Origin of the sequence: Sinimarinibacterium arenosum (genome assembly GCF_005047655.1) — a bacterium.
Classification (GTDB): Bacteria; Pseudomonadota; Gammaproteobacteria; order Nevskiales; family Nevskiaceae; genus Solimonas.
This window is the reverse complement of record NZ_SUKF01000004.1, coordinates 86,315-102,704: the sequence shown is the minus strand read 5'-3', so window position 1 is coordinate 102,704 and position 16,390 is coordinate 86,315. Positions and strand designations below refer to the sequence as shown.

Below are 16,390 nucleotides of genomic sequence, written 5' to 3'. Positions count from 1 at the left end.
AACGATGGAGAACTTCTGCATGTCGAGCAGCACGCATATCCGGGTCCGGATCGGCCTCGGACTGATGATGGTCGCGCTGCTGAGCGCTTGCGATATCCAAGGGATCGGGCACGGTAATCGGATCGAGACACTGACGATCCAGAAAGCGACCGCTACCGGTCTGTTCGGCAATTCGGACAACACCGCATATCTGTGTTTCAGTGACAAGCTGGTCGCAGTGGGCACGTTTACCGACGGCGGGCAGGCCGACTACAGTTCGCGGGGTCATTGGACCAGTTCGAATCCGGCCGTGATCAAAGTCAGTAACGGCGACATCCAGTTACCGACCGATGAGACCTTGGCATTCGCCTCTGGGTCCATCATTCCGGTTGCCGAGGGCACCGCGACGATTTCAGTCGACTTTGTTGGTCTGCATGCGAGCTACGACGTCACCGTCAAGCCGATCGAGTCGCTGACACTCAATCAAAGTTCGATCACCCTTGCTCCGGAAACATCGACGGCGTTGAGCCTGAGTGCGCAGGTCGCAGGCTACGAGATCAATGCGACCAACGCTGCAGCGTGGTCGTTCGATACCCCGGACGATGCGGTGGCCTCGATCGGTGCCGGAACCGGCAAGGTCACTGCAATTGCAGTGGGCGGTCCACTGACGGCGCGCGCAGAGCTGCCGTTGTGCCCCAGCTATGTGGCGGCGCAGGGGCTGACAGCGACGGTGAATGTCGCGGTGCCGGAAAGCCTGAGCCTCGAACGCGAATTCACCGACGCTCCTAATGGCGAATTGGTGGTGGGAACCACAGAGGCGTTGAAGGTGGCCGCGCACTTCGCCGATGGCAACTCGCAGGACCTGTCTCTGCAAGTGCCGGTCAGTAGTGACAATGTCGACGCGGTGGTTTCTTTGGGTGTGCTGCCCAATTATGTATCAGCGCCTGCAGCCGGGCAGGCCAATCTGACTGCGGTCTATGGTGGTGATGACGGCATCAACACGGAAGGCGACACCGATCCTCCGGAGGTTTCCAGCAATGTGCTGAGCCTGACGGCAGTTGAGCGCACGCTGGACAGCATCAGCATCACACCGAAGAATTCGCGCGTGACCGCGCTGGGAACAATTCAGCTGGAGGCCATCGGCAGCTACGACAACGGTGCCGCGACCCAGCCGGTCACGCGCAGCGTGACCTGGGCCAGCTCCGACACGTCGATTGTCACTGCGGGTAGCGGCTTGCTTTTCGGCGGCATCATGCAATCGCAGAAGCCCGAAGACGGCGCCGTCACGATCACCGCAACCTATGGCAGCGGCGATACCGCGCTGACGGACGAGACCGCGCTGTGCGTGTCGACGCCGGGGGCGCCGGTGACCGGCGAGTGCAGCGTCCCCGAGACCCCCTAGTCGCGGTTTATACAACCCGTGGACGCAAGTGGTAGTGGCGCCGCGGGCAAGCCGCTACAATAGCTTGTTTGTTGCAGGCGTATGAACGCCGGAGGCCGTAAGCATGGCAGCCGTCCTTGAGCCCACCGCGCTCGGCATCGACCATTACACATTGCTCGACGACGATGAGTGCGACGAGCGTATTCGCGCGGCCCGGCAGGCGCTGGGCGCGCGGCTGTGCATTCTCGGGCACCACTATCAGCGCGATGAAGTCTTCAAGCACGCCGATTTTTCCGGCGACTCGCTGAAGTTGTCGCAGATGGCGGCGCGCACCGACGCTGAGTTCATCGTGTTCTGCGGTGTGCATTTCATGGCCGAGGTCGCGGACATCGTCACCGATGGTCTGCGCACGGTCGTGCTGCCGGATCTCGCCGCTGGCTGCTCAATGGCCGACATGGCCAATCTGGCCAAGGTCCGCAAGTGCTGGTCGGAGATTTCCGAGGTGCTGGATCCGGATGAGATGGTCACGCCGGTCACCTATATCAATTCAGCAGCGGACCTGAAGGCCTTCTGCGGCAGTCATGGTGGCATTGTCTGCACCTCGAGCAATGCCCGGGCGGTGCTTGAGTGGTCGTTTGCCCGCCGGGAAAAGGTGCTGTTCTTCCCGGATCAGCATCTGGGACGCAACACGGCGTTCGAGATGGGTATTCCGCTCGAAGAAATGCTGGTGTGGGATTTCACCAAGCCCATGGGCGGTGCCACGCCGGAACAGATCCGTGCAGCGAAGATGATCCTGTGGAAAGGCTTCTGCTCGGTGCACCAGATGTTTCAGCCGGCGCACATCGACAATTTCCGTTCGCGCGTGCCGGGAGGCAAGGTCATCAGCCACCCCGAAAATGCGTTCGAGGTCTGCCGCAAGTCCGATTTCGTCGGCAGCACCGAGTACATCCTGCGCACCGTGCGGGCCTCACAGCCGGGTGATCACTGGCTGGTGGGTACCGAGCTGAATCTGGTCAATCGGCTTGCGGACGAGATGAAGCCGCAAGGTGTCAGCGTCGAATTCATGTCGCCGACCGTGTGCATGTGCTCGACGATGTTCCGTACCGATCCTCAGCATCTGGCCTGGACGCTCGACAACCTTGTTGCAGGGCGCACCGTCAACCGTATTCAGGTGACGCCGGATGTCGCCAAGCCAGCACGTGCGGCGCTGGACCTGATGCTGGAAGTCGTTGACTGAGACGCCTCACGATCACTGTGAGCGCCGTGCCGTATGAATGGCAGGCGCATTGCTGTCGGACCGCGATGTGCGCGGACACAGACCCTGAACCCCACCCAAGACCTCGGATTCGCCAGACCCATGTGGACCCACGCCAAGACTCTCGCCCAGTTTGATCCCGAGCTCGCTGCCTGCGTCAGCGCTGAAGCCGCGCGTCAGGAAGCGCATATCGAGCTGATCGCCTCGGAAAATTACGCCAGCCCGGCGGTGATGGAAGCGCAGGGCTCGCTGCTGACCAACAAATATGCCGAAGGCTATCCGGGCAAGCGCTACTACGGTGGCTGCGAGCACGTCGACGTTGCCGAGCAGTTGGCGATCGATCGCATCAAGCAGGTATTTGATTGCGATTACGCCAATGTGCAGCCGCACTCGGGCGCGCAGGCCAATGCCGCGATCTTCCTGGCCCTGGTATCGCCCGGCGACACCGTGATGGGCATGAACCTGGCGCAGGGCGGACATCTGACGCACGGCAATCCGGCGAATTTCTCCGGCAAGCAGTACAAGATCGTGCCTTACGGCCTCGACGTCGAGACCGGGCTGATCAACTACGATGAAATGGAGCGCGTGGCGCTGGAAACCAAGCCGAAGATGATCATCGGTGGTTTCTCGGCGTACTCGCGGGTCAAGGATTGGGCGCGCATGCGTCAGATCGCGGACAAGGTCGGCGCATGGTTCTGGGTCGACATGGCGCACGTGGCGGGTCTGGTCGCTGCCGGTGAGTATCCAAGCCCGCTGCCGCACGCACATGTCGTGACCAGCACCACGCACAAGACGCTGCGCGGCCCTCGTGGCGGCATCATTCTGTCCAAGGGCCAGGACGAGGCGTTCTACAAGAAGCTCAATTCGGCGGTGTTCCCTGGCATTCAGGGCGGCCCGTTGATGCACGTGATCGCCGCCAAGGCGGTGGCCTTCAAGGAAGCGCTGGACCCGAGTTTCAAGACCTATCAGAAGCAGGTGGTCGCCAACGCCCGCGCCATGGCCAAGGTCTTTCTGGATCGCGGCTACAAGGTCGTGTCCGGCGGCACCGACAATCACCTGTTCCTGCTGGACCTGATCGACAAGAACGTGACCGGCAAGGATGCCGAGGCGGCATTGGGCCAGGCACACATCACGGTCAACAAGAACTCCGTTCCGAATGATCCGAAGTCGCCGTTCGTGACCTCAGGACTGCGTCTGGGTTCGCCGGCATCGACCACGCGCGGCTTCGGTGAGGCCGAGATGGCGCAGATTGCGGGCTGGATTGCCGACATCGTGGATGCCATGAGTGCGAGCGGTGACGTTGACGCTGCCGTGTCCCAGGTGCGCGGCGAAGTCGGGCGTCTGTGCGCCCGTTTCCCCGTGTATCGCGCGGGCTAGGCGCACTCCGAGACGTCGCATGCACTGTCCTTTCTGCAAGGCGATCGACACCCGCGTCGTCGATTCGCGTCTGGCAGAGGACGGCGCCCAGGTGCGCCGCCGCCGCGAGTGTGAGCACTGTGGCAGCCGCTTCACCACATTCGAGCGTGCGCAGCTGTCGATGCCCAACATCGTCAAGCGCAGCGGCGATCCGGAACCGTTCTCCGAGGAGAAGCTGCGGCGCGGCATGGAAAGCGCGGTGTACAAGCGTCCGGTGTCGGCCGAGCGGCTGGATCATGCGATCGAGTCGATCAAGCGCAAGCTGCGCGCGACTTCGGATCGTGAAGTCAATTCGCAGCAGCTCGGCGAGTGGGTGATGGAGGAGCTGCGCGATCTGGATCACGTTGCCTACGTGCGTTTCGCCTCGATCTACCGCAGCTTCGAAGACGTCAACGCATTCCGTGAAGAGATCGAACGCCTGCAGACTTTGCCGACGGCCGAGCAGCGGCGCTCGCAGATGTCCTTGATCGATCCGGAGTCGCCGCAGACGCCGCCGGCGCCGCCGCGCGGCGTGCGCTGACGCAGGTTCAAGCACGATGTCCGATCTGACGCCGCCTGAAGTCTGGATGGCGCGTGCGCTGCAGCTGGGTGAGCGCGGGCGTATGACGACGCATCCGAATCCGCGGGTCGGTTGCGTCATCGTGCGCGACGACAAGGTAGTTGGCGAGGGTTTTCATCAACGTGCTGGCGAAGCGCATGCAGAAGTGCACGCGCTGGCTGCAGCAGGCGAGCTGGCGCGCGGGGCCGAGATGTTCGTCACGCTGGAGCCATGCAGCCATCATGGCCGCACGCCGCCCTGCGCTGATGCGGTGATCGCGGCGGGGCTGCGCAAGGTCTGGGTCGCGATGCAGGACCCCAATCCCGAAGTCGCCGGTCGCGGCATTGAGCGCCTGCGTGCTGCCGGCATCGAAGTCGAGGTCGGCATGATGCAGGCCGCCGCCGAGCAGCTGAACCGCGGATTCGTGAAGCGCATGCGTGCGCAGCGTCCGTGGGTCACGCTGAAGCTGGCGGCGAGTTTCGACGGCCGCACCGCGATGGCCAGCGGCGAGAGTCAGTGGATTACGGCAGAGCCGGCGCGCGCCGATGTTCATCGTTTGCGCGCCGAGGCCGGTGCAGTGCTGACTGGAATCGGCACCGTGCTTCAGGATGACCCGCAGCTCAGCGTGCGTGGATTGTTGCAGTCATGCCGGCAGCCGGATCGCATCGTGCTCGACAGTCGGGCTCGTGCGCCGCTGGATGCGCGCGTCTGGTCGCCTGGCGCGCGTCGCTTCTGGATCGTCGGGCAGGAGCCCGTAGCATGCCCGGCGGAGGTCAAGCCGCTGCAGGTGTCAATCCAGGACGGCCGTCTGTGTCTGGACGCCGTGCTGACCACGCTGGCTGCCGCACAGATCAACGAAATATTGGTCGAGGCTGGCGCCAGGCTGGCGGGTGCTTTGCTGCAGCAGGGCTGCGTCGACGAAATCGTCGCCTATGTTGCGCCCAGCCTGCTGGGTGACGATGCGCGGCCATTCGTGCGGCTGCCCGGGCTGCAGCGCCTGGACCAGCGCATACGGCTGCAATGGCTGGATTGCCGGCAGATCGGGCCGGACCTGCGTATCATCGCGCGCCCGATACCGGCGTTGGCCGCCGATTGAGGAAGGACCTAATGTTTACCGGAATTATTGAGTGTGTGGGCCGTATCGCAGCGGTGGAACCGCGCGGTGGGGACTGCCGCATGCGAATCGCCGCGCCGGACTATCTGTCGGGAGTGCGGATCGGTGACAGCATCGCCACCAGCGGCGTGTGTTTGACCGCAATCGAAATTGCCGACGGGACCTACGTCGCCGATCTGTCGGCGGAAACGCTGTCCTTGACCACTGCAGGCAGCTGGCAGGTGGGACGTGCAGTCAATCTGGAACGTGCGCTGACGCCGGACAAGCCCTTGGGCGGACATCTGGTCACCGGCCATGTCGACGGTGTCGGCCACCTGCTGGAAAAGACCGAGGATGCGCGTTCGTGGCGGCTGGAATTCGAGGCGCCACAAGAACTTGCACGCTATATTGCACGTAAGGGCTCGGTCTGCGTGGATGGCGTGAGCCTGACCGTCAATGCCGTTTCTGGCGTACGCTTCGGCATTAATATCGTGCCGCATACCGCTGCCCACACAACCCTGGGCGAGCTGAAGCCGGGCGATGCGGTCAATCTCGAAGTTGACCTGATTGCCCGCTATCTGGAACGTCTGTTGTCGAGTCGGGAAGAAGCATGAACAAAGTGACCAATCTGGAGCAGGTGCGCTCCTCCAAGCTCGATCCGGTCGAGGACATCATCGCCGCGTTCAAGGCCGGCAAGATGGTGATCCTGATGGACGACGAGGATCGTGAAAACGAAGGCGATATCGTCATGGCGGCCGAGCTGGTGCGTGCCGAGGACATCAACTTCATGGCGCGCTTCGGTCGTGGGCTGATTTGCCTGACACTGACCCAGGACCGGTGTCGCCAGCTGCGCCTGCCGCAGATGGTGTCGCGCAACGAAGAAAGTCACAAGACTGCGTTCACGGTGTCGATCGAGGCGGCCAGCGGTGTCACCACCGGAATTTCCGCGCATGATCGCGCGCATACGATCCGCACGGCGGTCAAGGCTGATGCCAAGCCTGACGATCTGGTCCAGCCGGGACACATCTTTCCGCTGATGGCGCAGCCGGGTGGTGTGCTGACACGTGCCGGCCATACTGAAGCCGGCTGTGATCTGGCGCGTCTTGCCGGCCTGACGCCGGCAGCGGTGATCGTCGAGATCCTCAATGAAGACGGCACCATGGCGCGTCGGCCGGACCTCGAGAAATTTGCCCGCGAACATGATCTCAAGCTCGGTACGATCGCCGATCTGATCCGCTACCGGCTTGAGAATGAGCACACGGTCGAGCGTGTGGCTGAAACCCACGTTGACACTGAATTTGGCGAGTTTCGTCTGGTGACCTATCAGGACACCGTCGACAACACCGTGCACCTGGCCATGGTCAAGGGCACCATCGACCCGGCCAAGCCGACGCTGGTGCGCGTGCATCTGCGCAATACCCTGCAGGACGTGCTGGGCGTTCAGCACGAGGACTTCGCCTGGCCACTGCGTCGCGGTCTGCAGCGTGTGGCCGAGGAGGGCAGCGGTGTGGTCGTGCTGCTGCGCAAGCCGGAAACGTCGCGCGAGCTGGTGCAGCAGATTGTGTCCTTGAACAAGGAGCAGATCGACGAGCACGGTGGCGATCACCGCCAGGTGATGTTGCGCACCTACGGAATCGGCGCACAGATCCTGTCCGACCTCGGCGTGCGCAAGCTGCGCGTGCTGTCAGCGCCCAAGCGCATGCAGGGCATCTCGGGCTTCGGTCTGGAAATTCTCGATTACGTGCAGCCTGAATGAAGAAGAAAAGTACTGCGGCGGCGGTGCCCTCCGACGCCAAGACCGGCTATGCCGCTCCGGAAGCGGCGGCGCCCGGCGAATTTGCCAATCTGCGTGTGGCACTGCTGATGACGCGCTGGAACGTCGGCATCGTCGATGCGCTCAGCGCAGGTGCGCGCAAATGTCTGCGTGAGTGGGGCGTCAAGCGAAGCGGTATTGTCGAGTTTCGTGCGCCGGGCGCCTACGAGGTGCCGCTGGCGGCGCAAATGCTGCTCGGTGATGGCGGATTTGATGCGGTGATCGCGCTGGGTGCTGTGATCCGCGGTGACACCCCGCATTTCGACTACGTCGCCGGAGAGTGCGCAAGCGGCATCATGCGGGTGCAGCTGGACATGAACAAGCCGGTCGGTTTCGGCGTACTGACAGTGAATACCGTACAGCAGGCCTGGGACCGAGCCGGCAAGGGCCGCGACAACAAGGGCTACGAAGCCACTGCCGCGGTACTGGAAATGATTCGTTTGTCGCGGAGTCTCGGCAGCCTATGAGCGATCCTCAGCCGCAAAGCCGTCGCGGACTTGCACGCCGTCTGACAGTGCAGGCGCTGTATCAATGGTTGATCAACGAGAACACGCCGGCTGGACTGGTGCGCCAGTTCCGTGAGCAGAAGGAAGGGCTCGGCCGTGCCGATCCGGACTACTTTGAAGAACTGCTCAGCGGCGTGGTCGAGCGGGCCGCCGACCTGACCGTTGCGCTGGTGCCGTACCTGGATCGTCCGATCAGTCAGCTTGATCCGGTCGAGCATGCGGTGCTGCTGTTGGGCGCCTATGAGCTCAGCGAGAAGCCTGAAGTGCCGTGGAAGGTTGTCGTCAACGAGTCGGTCAATCTGGCCAAGATGTTCGGCGCCGAGGACGGCTTCAAATTCGTCAATGGCGTACTCGACAAGCTGGCGCATCAGGTTCGCCCTCACGAAGTCGGCCGCTAGCCCGGATGCATCATGGATGAGTTCTCACTCATCCGCCGTTACTTCAGCGATATCGGCGGCGACTCCGGTGTCGTGCTCGGCGTCGGTGATGATGCCGCATTGCTGCGGCCCACTGCCGGCTGCGAACTGGCTGTCACCACGGACACGCTGATTGCCGGGCGTCACTTCCCGATCCGGACCGCTGCCGCGGATATCGGCTGGAAGGCGCTCGCGGTGAATCTGTCGGATCTGGCGGCGATGGGCGCGTTGCCGCGATGGTGCACGCTGGCGCTGAGCCTGCCGGACGCCGACGCCGACTGGTTGCGCGAGTTTGCCGCCGGCTTCGCTGCACTCGCGCATACACACGGTGTCGCGCTGGTCGGCGGCGATACCACGCGCGGTCCGCTGAGCCTGTCCGTGACCGCGATGGGTGAGGTGCCGACGGGACGGGCGATTCGTCGTGACACCGCGCATGCTGGCGATTGCATCTGCGTCACCGGTGCGCTGGGTGATGCAGCACTGGCGCTGCAACGGCTGAATGCTGCAAGTACAACGATGCAGTCTGAGGATGATCTTGCGCTGCGCGCGCGGCTGGATCGTCCGCAGCCGCGCGTGGCGGAGGGGCTGGCGTTGCGCGGCATCGCCAGTGCGGCGATTGATCTGTCCGACGGACTGATCGGCGACCTCGGACACATTCTCGAACGTAGCCAGGTAGGGGGCGAGATCCGCGTAGATGCGCTGCCGTCGTCTGCCGCATTCGCACGTTTGGCGCTCCCAGCGGAGCGCGCTGACTTACAGTTGGCAGGCGGCGACGATTACGAACTGTGTCTATGTGTACCGGAGGGCCGACTCGACGCGGCACGCGCCGCGATCGCATCCCCCTTGAGCGTGATCGGGCGCATCGTCGAAGGTCGCGGACTGCGCGTGCTGGGGGCTGACGGCGCTACCATGTCGCCCAGCCGGTCCGCGTACCGGCACTTCGAATAAGAGACCACCGGAGAAACCGATGACGACGTCGCCCTCGACCGCGCGACCGCCTGCGCAGCTGATCCTGAGCACGACGGAACACTTTGTCGCCTTTGGCTTCGGTGCGGGACTGTCGCCGTGGGCGCCGGGAACCATGGGAACCCTGGTGGCAATTCCGGTCTTCCTGGCGATGTCGTTGATGAGTCCGACGGTGTACGCCATCGCGGTTGCCGTGCTGTTCATCTTTGGCTGCTGGGTCTGCGGCGAAAGCGCGCGGCTGCTGGGTGTGCACGACTACGGCGGCATCGTCTTCGACGAGATCGTCGGTTATCTGATCGCCGCAGCGCCCTTGATGCTGATCGAACCGGCTTCCGTCGGGGCGTGTGCTGTGGGCGTTGCCGCGGCGTTCGTGCTGTTTCGCGTGTTCGACATCCTCAAGCCGTGGCCGATCCGCTGGCTGGATCGGCGTATCCATGGCGGCTTCGGCATCATGATCGATGACGTGTTGGCGGGCGTGATGGCTGCATTGCTGCTGTGGATCGCGCTGCATTTCATGCGGTCGATGTAATGAATATTGTTCTTGAGTGAGCAATATTTTCACGACACTCTAGGCGCTCAATCGTCAGCGACCCCGATGCTTGGGTAACACCTGTTTCCAAGTGTGTCGCCAGGAGTGAGTGTCTTGAATACGGTTCGAATCGGCTGTGCCTCTGCTTTCTGGGGCGATACCAACACCGCCGCCGCACAGCTGGTCGAACGCGGCCAGATCGATTTTCTGGTGTTCGACTACCTGGCCGAGATCACCATGTCGATACTCGCCGCCAAGCGCATGCGCGATCCGAATGCGGGCTATGCCAACGACTTCGTCGATCACGTGATGGCACCATTGATGCCGCAGCTGAAGGAAAAAGGCATCCGGGTGGTTGCCAATGCCGGCGGCGTGAATCCGCTGGCGTGCAAGGCGGCTCTGGAGGCGGCGGCAGAGCGCGCGGGGGTATCGCTGCGTGTCGCGGTGGTGCTGGGGGACGACCTGCTGCCGCGCAGGAAAGCCTTTGCCGACTGCACCGAACTCGACAGCGGGGCGCCGCTGCCGGCGACCCTGGTGTCAATGAATGCCTATCTCGGTGCCGTGCCGATCGCGCGCGCATTGGATGCAGGCGCTGACATCGTCATTACCGGGCGCTGCGTCGACTCGGCGGTGGTGCTGGGGCCGATGATTCACAGATTCGGCTGGGCTGCGGACGCCTACGATCAACTGGCCGCAGGATCGGTGGCTGGACACATCATCGAATGCGGGGCGCAGTGCACCGGAGGCAATTTCACCGACTGGGAGGAGATTGCCGCCGGCTACGCCGACATGGGTTTTCCGATCGTCGAAGCGACGGCCGACGGCAGTTTCGTCGTGACCAAGCCGCCGGGTACGGGTGGCAAGGTGACCGTGAACACCGTGCTGGAGCAGATGCTGTATGAGATCGGGGATCCGCGGGCTTATCTGCTACCGGACGTCGTCGTCGATTTCACCGCCGTCCAGCTGCGGCAGGACGGCGAGGATCGTGTGCGGGTGACGGGTGCGCGCGGGCAGGCGCCGACATCAACGTACAAGGTCAGCGCGACCGTGCCGGCGGGCATGCGCTGTGCGGCGCTGTTCATGATCGGAGGCATCGATGCGGCGCGTAAGGGCCGCGCGTCAGCGACGGCGATCGTCGAGAAGGTGCGTCGGCAGTTGCTCGCGGCGGGTCTGGGCGACTTCAGCGGCGTCGACATCCATTGCATCGGCGCGGAGGAAAGCTACGGTCCGCATGCGCGACCGGCGGCGACCGCGACGCGCGAGGTGGTGGTCAAGCTCGTTGTGCAGCACCCCAACCCCAAGGCGCTGAAGCTGTTTTCCCGCGAAATTGCACAGGCGGCGACCGGCATGGCGCCGGGCTTCACCGGGTATTTCGGTGCCGGGCGTCCCGAGCCGCAGATGATTCCGAAGCTGTTTTCAACGCTGGTACCCAAGGCGCTGGTGCCGATCGAGGTTGTAGTCGGCGACGATTGCTTTGCGGTCGAAGTGGATGTCGCAGAGGGCGTGCTCACGCAGGTCGACGACGCGGTCGTCGAACCGGCATTGTGTCTAGCCGCTGGCAGCGTCTCAGTGCCGCTGATCCGCTTGGCACTGGCGCGTTCAGGCGACAAGGGCGACCACGCCAATATCGGAGTGATTGCGCGTCGGCCTGAATATCTCCCCCACATCAGTGCGGCACTGACTGTTGACGCTGTGCGCGACTACTTCGCACATGTGCTGGCCGGGGGCGCGGCGCACGGGCGAGTATCGAAGTGGAGCCTGCCCGGCTCCCACAGCCTGAATTTCATGCTGTACCACGCGCTGGGCGGTGGTGGCGCCGGTTCGCTGCGGACTGATCCGCAGGGCAAGGCGTTTGCGCAGATGTTGCTGGACTTCCCGGTGCCGGTGCCCGCAGCGCTGGCCGAGAGCTTGTAGAACGAGGGAGGAGCTGGCCGCTCGGACAGCCGGTGCTGTAGCGACGGCGCTGCGATCAGGCGCTGTGTCGACTACAATGCAGCCCCCAAAACCTCTCAAGACCCATCCAAGCGCCCGGATTGGGCTAGCCAGGAAGCATGCGCATGTCTGTTGAACGTGATGTCATGGAATACGACGTCGTTATCGTCGGCGCCGGTCCCGCGGGATTGTCCGCTGCCTGCCGTGTCAAGCAGTTGGCAGCGGCTGCCGGTGCCGAGATCAGCGTCTGCGTGGTCGAGAAGGGCTCCGAGGTCGGTGCGCACATCCTGTCTGGTGCGGTGTTCGAGCCGCGTGCGCTCAACGAGCTGTTCCCGGACTGGAAAGAGAAGGGTGCGCCGCTGAAGACCCCGGTCAAGCGTGACGACATCTACTTCTTCACCAGTGCCGAGAAGGGCTTCAAGATGCCCGGCCTGTTTGTGCCCAAGACCATGCACAACGAGGGCAACTACATCATCTCGCTGGCGAATCTGTGCCGCTGGCTGGGCCAGCAGGCCGAGGATCTCGGCTGCGAGATCTATCCGGGCTTTGCCGCGCAGACCGCGATCATCGAAGACGGCGTGGTCAAGGGCATCACCGTTGGCGACATGGGCGTCAATCGCGAAGGCGAGCACAAGCCGGATTTTGCGCCGGGCATGGAGTTGCGCGCCAAGTACACGATTTTCGCCGAAGGCTGCCGCGGTCACCTCGGCAAGCAGCTGATCGCGCAGTACGGTCTCGACAAGAACGCCGATCCGCAGCACTACGGCATTGGTCTGAAGGAAATCTGGACGGTCGATCCGTCCAAGTTCGAGCCCGGCCTGGTGGTGCACGGTGCCGGCTGGCCGCTGGATCTGGTCGGGACCAGTGCGCTGGGTGGCTCGTTCCTGTATCACCTCGAAGATAACACGGTCTACGTTGGCCTGATCGTCGATTTGTCGTACTCGAATCCGTACCTGTCGCCGTTCGACGAGTTCCAGCGTTTCAAGCAGCATCCGGTGATTCGCCAGTATCTGGAAGGCGGCACCCGCGTGGCCTACGGCGCACGCGCGATCTGCAAGGGCGGTCTGAACTCGATGCCGGAGCTCGCGTTCCCGGGCGGCGTGTTGGCCGGCTGCGATCTGGGCACGATGAACTTCGCCAAGATCAAGGGCAGCCATACGGCAATGAAGTCCGGCATGATCGCGGCTGAGGCGATCACCGAGGCGCTGATTGCCGGTGCCGATGGCAGTGTCAAGCTCGACAGCTATGCGAGCAAGTTCAAGGCCAGCTGGCTGTATGACGAGCTGTATCGCAGCCGCAATTTCGGTCCGGTGATGCACAAGTTCGGCTCGCTGATCGGCGGCGCGATCAACTGGATCGAGCAGAACATCTTCGGTGGCAAGTTCCCGTGGACCTTTCATGACCTGAAGCCAGACTACAAGACGCTGAAGCCTGCGGCGGAGTCGCAGAAGATCGAGTACCCGAAGCCGGATGGCAAGATCAGCTTCGACAAGCTGTCGTCAGTGTTCCTGTCCAGCACCAACCACGAAGAGGATCAGCCGGTTCACCTCGTGTTGAAGGATCCGAGCATCCCGATTTCGAAGAATCTGCCGATGTACGACGAGCCGGCGCAGCGCTACTGCCCGGCCGGTGTCTACGAGGTGGTCGGCGAGGCCGGCGACAAGCGCTTTCAGATCAATGCGCAGAATTGCGTACACTGCAAGACCTGCGACATCAAGGACCCCGCCCAGAACATCAACTGGATCGCGCCGGAAGGCGGCGGTGGCCCGAACTACGCCAACATGTGATCCGCCGGGTTCGGGACGGATCGAATAAATCTGTGTGACTCAAGTAAAGAGATAGAACCGATGAAAGCACTCGTGAGCGTCAAACGCGTGGTGGACTACAACGTCCGCATCCAGGTCAAGTCCGACGGTTCGGGCGTCGTGACCGATGGGGTCAAGCACTCGATGAACCCGTTCGACGAAATCGCCATGGAAGAGGCGGTGCGTCTGAAGGAAAAGGGCAAGATCACCGAGATCATCGCCGTGACGATCGGTGGCGCGAAAGGCGAGGAAACGCTGCGTACCGCGCTGGCGTTCGGCGCCGACCGCGCGATCCACATCAAGGATGACGGTGAAATCCAGCCGCTGACCGCTGCCAAGGCGCTGGCTGCTGCGATGAAGAAGGAAGACGCCAAAGTGCTGCTGTGCGGCAAGCAGGCGATCGACGACGATGCCAACCAGACCGCGCAGATGGTGGCGAGCCTGCTCGACATCGCGCAGGCGACGTTCGCGTCCAAGGTCGAGATCGACGGCGACAAGGCCACGGTCGTGCGTGAAGTCGACGCCGGTCTGGAAACGCTGGAAGTCGATCTGCCGGCGGTGATCTCCGCGGACCTGCGTCTGAACGAGCCGCGCTATCTGAAACTGCCGGACATCATGAAGGCGAAGAAGAAGCCGATCGAGACGGTCAGCCTTGGCGATCTCGGCGTCACTCTGGCCGCCGGCCTGAAGACGACCAAGACCGCGCCGCCGCCGAGCCGCTCGAAGGGCGTGATGGTCAAGACCGTCGACGAACTGGTCGACGCACTCAAGGCCAAGGGCCTCCTGTAAGCATTCGCCAAACGAACCGGATCCAAAGATGAGCAAGATTCTGATCATTGCCGAACACGCCGAAGGCAAGCTGAACGCCGGCGTTTCGAAGACCGTCGCTGCCGCAAAGGGCATCGGCGGTGACATTCATATTGCCGTGCTTGCGGCCGACCCGGCCGGAGTTGCAGCAGAAGCTGCCAAGCTCGACGGTGTCGCCAAGGTCATCACGGTGGCCAACCCCGCCAACGCCAACCCGGTCGCCGCCGTGCTGGCGCCGCAGATCGTCGAGCTGGCCAAGGACGGTTACAGCCACGTGCTGTTCCCCGGCGGCACCTTCGGCAAGGACCTGGCGCCGCGCGTCGCTGCAAAGCTCGACGTGCACCAGGTCAGCGACATCATGGCCGTGCACAGCGCGACCAGCTTCGATCGTCCGACCTATGCCGGCAACGCCATCACCACGGTTGAAGCCCCTGCGGGCATCATCGTCGCGACGGTGCGTCTGGCCTCGTTTACGGCGGTCGGTGCCGGCAACAGTGCCGCGGTCGAGGCCGCCACGGTGTCGGCGACCCTGCCGTCACACACACGCTACGTGAAGCTCGAAGCGCAGAAATCGGAACGTCCGGACCTGCAGTCGGCGGCACGCGTCGTTTCCGGTGGCCGCGCGCTCGGCAGCTCGGAAAACTTCAAGGTGGTTTACGACTTCGCTGACAAGATCGGTGCGGGCGTCGGTGCCAGCCGTGCGGCGGTCGACTCGGGCTACGTGCCGAACGACATGCAGGTCGGTCAGACCGGCAAGATCATTGCGCCGGAGCTGTACTTCGCAGTCGGTATCTCGGGTGCAATCCAGCATCTGGCCGGCATCAAGGACGCACGCACCATCGTCGCGATCAACAAGGATCCGGAAGCGCCGATCTTCGAAGTCGCCGACTTCGGCCTGGTCGGCGATCTGTTCCAGGTGCTGCCTGAGATGACGTCCAAGCTGTAATGCGTTTTGGGAATTCCCGATGTCCTGGAAGGCCGGCTTATGCCGGCCTTCTTCGTTTGCGAGGAAAGGAAAGATGACTTACCGCTCAGTATTCCGTGCGGACTTGTTTGCGGGTCAGACCATCGTTGTTACCGGGGGCGGATCCGGCATCGGGCGCTGCACCGCGCACGAACTGGCCAGTCTTGGTGCGCATGTCGTGATCACCGGACGCAAGGCGGACAAGCTGGCGGCGACCGCGCAGGAAATCGTCGAGGACGGAGGGTCGGTGTCGACCGCGAGCTTCGATATCCGTGACGAGGAGGCCGTGAAGACGGCTGTGGCGCAGATTCTGGCTGAGCGCGGGCGCATCGATGGTCTGGTCAACAATGCCGGCGGCCAGTATCCGATGCCGCTGGCGATGATCAGCAAGAAGGGCTGGGAAGCCGTGGTCGCGAACAATCTGACCGGGGGATTCCTGGTGGCGCGCGAGGCCTATACGCAGTGGATGCGCGCCAACGGCGGCAGCATCGTCAACATGATCGCGGACATGTGGGGCGGCATGCCCGGCATGGGGCATAGCGGCGCGGCGCGTGCCGGCATGCTGAATTTCACCGAGACAGCTGCCGTCGAGTGGGCCAGCTCCGGCGTTCGCGTGAATGCCGTTGCGCCGGGGTACGTCGCGTCCAGTGGCATGGATCACTATGACCCGGCGTTTGCAAAGGAGGTGATCCCGAAGCTGCGCGAGCTGGCGCCGCTGAAGCGCATGGCCGAAGAGGCGGAAGTCAGCTCCGCCATCGTTTACCTGCTGTCCGAGGGCGCGGCGTTTATCACCGGTGACTGCATCAAGATCGATGGCGGCAGCAGTCTTGGCACCAAGGCCTTCCCTTTGCTCTCTCATGAAAAGTCGAAGCCGTATCAGGGCTTTCATCGGGCGGTGCGTCCTGAAGCGGTGAAGTGACGCTTCGTTCGGTTAGTTAATTCATTTGAGTAATTTATATTGTCCTAGAAAATATAGTAATAGACTGTAAA

At 63.0% G+C, this 16,390-nt stretch carries 16 protein-coding genes; all 16 read left to right on the top strand.

Annotated elements, in window-relative coordinates:
• Positions 1-19: 19 nt before the first annotated feature.
• The 16 genes from E4T66_RS09485 (at position 20) to E4T66_RS09410 (ending at position 16,319) form a co-directional block, all read left to right on the top strand.
• The gene (locus E4T66_RS09485) at positions 20-1,381 is read left to right on the top strand and encodes an Ig-like domain-containing protein (RefSeq protein ID WP_169577559.1); all 1,362 of its coding nucleotides are present in this window, start codon (positions 20-22) and stop codon (positions 1,379-1,381) included.
• Positions 1,382-1,484: 103 nt separating this feature from the next.
• On the top strand, positions 1,485-2,597 hold the full coding sequence (nadA, locus tag E4T66_RS09480) for a quinolinate synthase NadA (RefSeq protein ID WP_136848793.1): 1,113 nt from the start codon (positions 1,485-1,487) through the stop codon (positions 2,595-2,597).
• Between the two features lie 120 nt (positions 2,598-2,717).
• Positions 2,718-3,992: a serine hydroxymethyltransferase gene (gene glyA, locus E4T66_RS09475; RefSeq protein ID WP_136848792.1), complete on the top strand. Its 1,275-nt coding sequence runs from the start codon at positions 2,718-2,720 to the stop codon at positions 3,990-3,992.
• 19 nt (positions 3,993-4,011) lie between these two features.
• A complete protein-coding gene (nrdR, locus tag E4T66_RS09470; protein ID WP_136848791.1) occupies positions 4,012-4,551 on the top strand; it encodes a transcriptional regulator NrdR in 540 nt (179 codons plus the stop codon).
• 16 nt (positions 4,552-4,567) lie between these two features.
• Complete coding sequence (ribD, locus tag E4T66_RS09465) at positions 4,568-5,665, top strand: bifunctional diaminohydroxyphosphoribosylaminopyrimidine deaminase/5-amino-6-(5-phosphoribosylamino)uracil reductase RibD (protein ID WP_248679589.1); 1,098 nt, start codon at positions 4,568-4,570, stop codon at positions 5,663-5,665.
• Between the two features lie 11 nt (positions 5,666-5,676).
• Positions 5,677-6,276: a riboflavin synthase gene (locus tag E4T66_RS09460; RefSeq protein ID WP_136848790.1), complete on the top strand. Its 600-nt coding sequence runs from the start codon at positions 5,677-5,679 to the stop codon at positions 6,274-6,276.
• On the top strand, positions 6,273-7,418 hold the full coding sequence (gene ribBA, locus E4T66_RS09455; protein WP_136848789.1) for a bifunctional 3,4-dihydroxy-2-butanone-4-phosphate synthase/GTP cyclohydrolase II: 1,146 nt from the start codon (positions 6,273-6,275) through the stop codon (positions 7,416-7,418). The genes E4T66_RS09460 and ribBA overlap by 4 nt, the downstream gene beginning before the upstream one ends.
• Positions 7,415-7,942: a 6,7-dimethyl-8-ribityllumazine synthase gene (gene ribH / locus E4T66_RS09450; RefSeq protein ID WP_136848788.1), complete on the top strand. Its 528-nt coding sequence runs from the start codon at positions 7,415-7,417 to the stop codon at positions 7,940-7,942. Before ribBA ends, ribH begins: the two co-directional genes overlap by 4 nt.
• Complete coding sequence (gene nusB / locus E4T66_RS09445) at positions 7,939-8,379, top strand: transcription antitermination factor NusB (protein ID WP_136848787.1); 441 nt, start codon at positions 7,939-7,941, stop codon at positions 8,377-8,379. Before ribH ends, nusB begins: the two co-directional genes overlap by 4 nt.
• Positions 8,380-8,391: 12 nt before the next feature.
• Positions 8,392-9,345 carry a thiamine-phosphate kinase gene (thiL, locus tag E4T66_RS09440; protein WP_136848786.1) on the top strand — a complete coding sequence of 318 codons (954 nt, stop codon included), beginning with the start codon at positions 8,392-8,394 and terminating at the stop codon, positions 9,343-9,345.
• Positions 9,346-9,364: 19 nt separating this feature from the next.
• Entirely contained in the window at positions 9,365-9,892 is a 528-nt protein-coding gene (locus E4T66_RS09435; protein ID WP_136848785.1) for a phosphatidylglycerophosphatase A family protein, read from the top strand.
• A 105-nt stretch (positions 9,893-9,997) separates the two neighbouring features.
• Positions 9,998-11,806, top strand: a complete 1,809-nt coding sequence (locus E4T66_RS09430) for an acyclic terpene utilization AtuA family protein (protein ID WP_136848784.1) — start codon at positions 9,998-10,000, stop codon at positions 11,804-11,806.
• A 143-nt stretch (positions 11,807-11,949) separates the two neighbouring features.
• Positions 11,950-13,611: an electron transfer flavoprotein-ubiquinone oxidoreductase gene (locus tag E4T66_RS09425; protein ID WP_136848783.1), complete on the top strand. Its 1,662-nt coding sequence runs from the start codon at positions 11,950-11,952 to the stop codon at positions 13,609-13,611.
• A 60-nt stretch (positions 13,612-13,671) separates the two neighbouring features.
• Positions 13,672-14,418 carry an electron transfer flavoprotein subunit beta/FixA family protein gene (locus tag E4T66_RS09420; protein WP_136848782.1) on the top strand — a complete coding sequence of 249 codons (747 nt, stop codon included), beginning with the start codon at positions 13,672-13,674 and terminating at the stop codon, positions 14,416-14,418.
• A 28-nt stretch (positions 14,419-14,446) separates the two neighbouring features.
• Complete coding sequence (locus tag E4T66_RS09415) at positions 14,447-15,382, top strand: electron transfer flavoprotein subunit alpha/FixB family protein (protein ID WP_136848781.1); 936 nt, start codon at positions 14,447-14,449, stop codon at positions 15,380-15,382.
• A gap of 73 nt (positions 15,383-15,455) precedes the next feature.
• Entirely contained in the window at positions 15,456-16,319 is an 864-nt protein-coding gene (locus E4T66_RS09410) for an SDR family oxidoreductase (RefSeq protein ID WP_136848780.1), read from the top strand.
• The last annotated feature ends 71 nt before the right edge of the window (positions 16,320-16,390 follow it).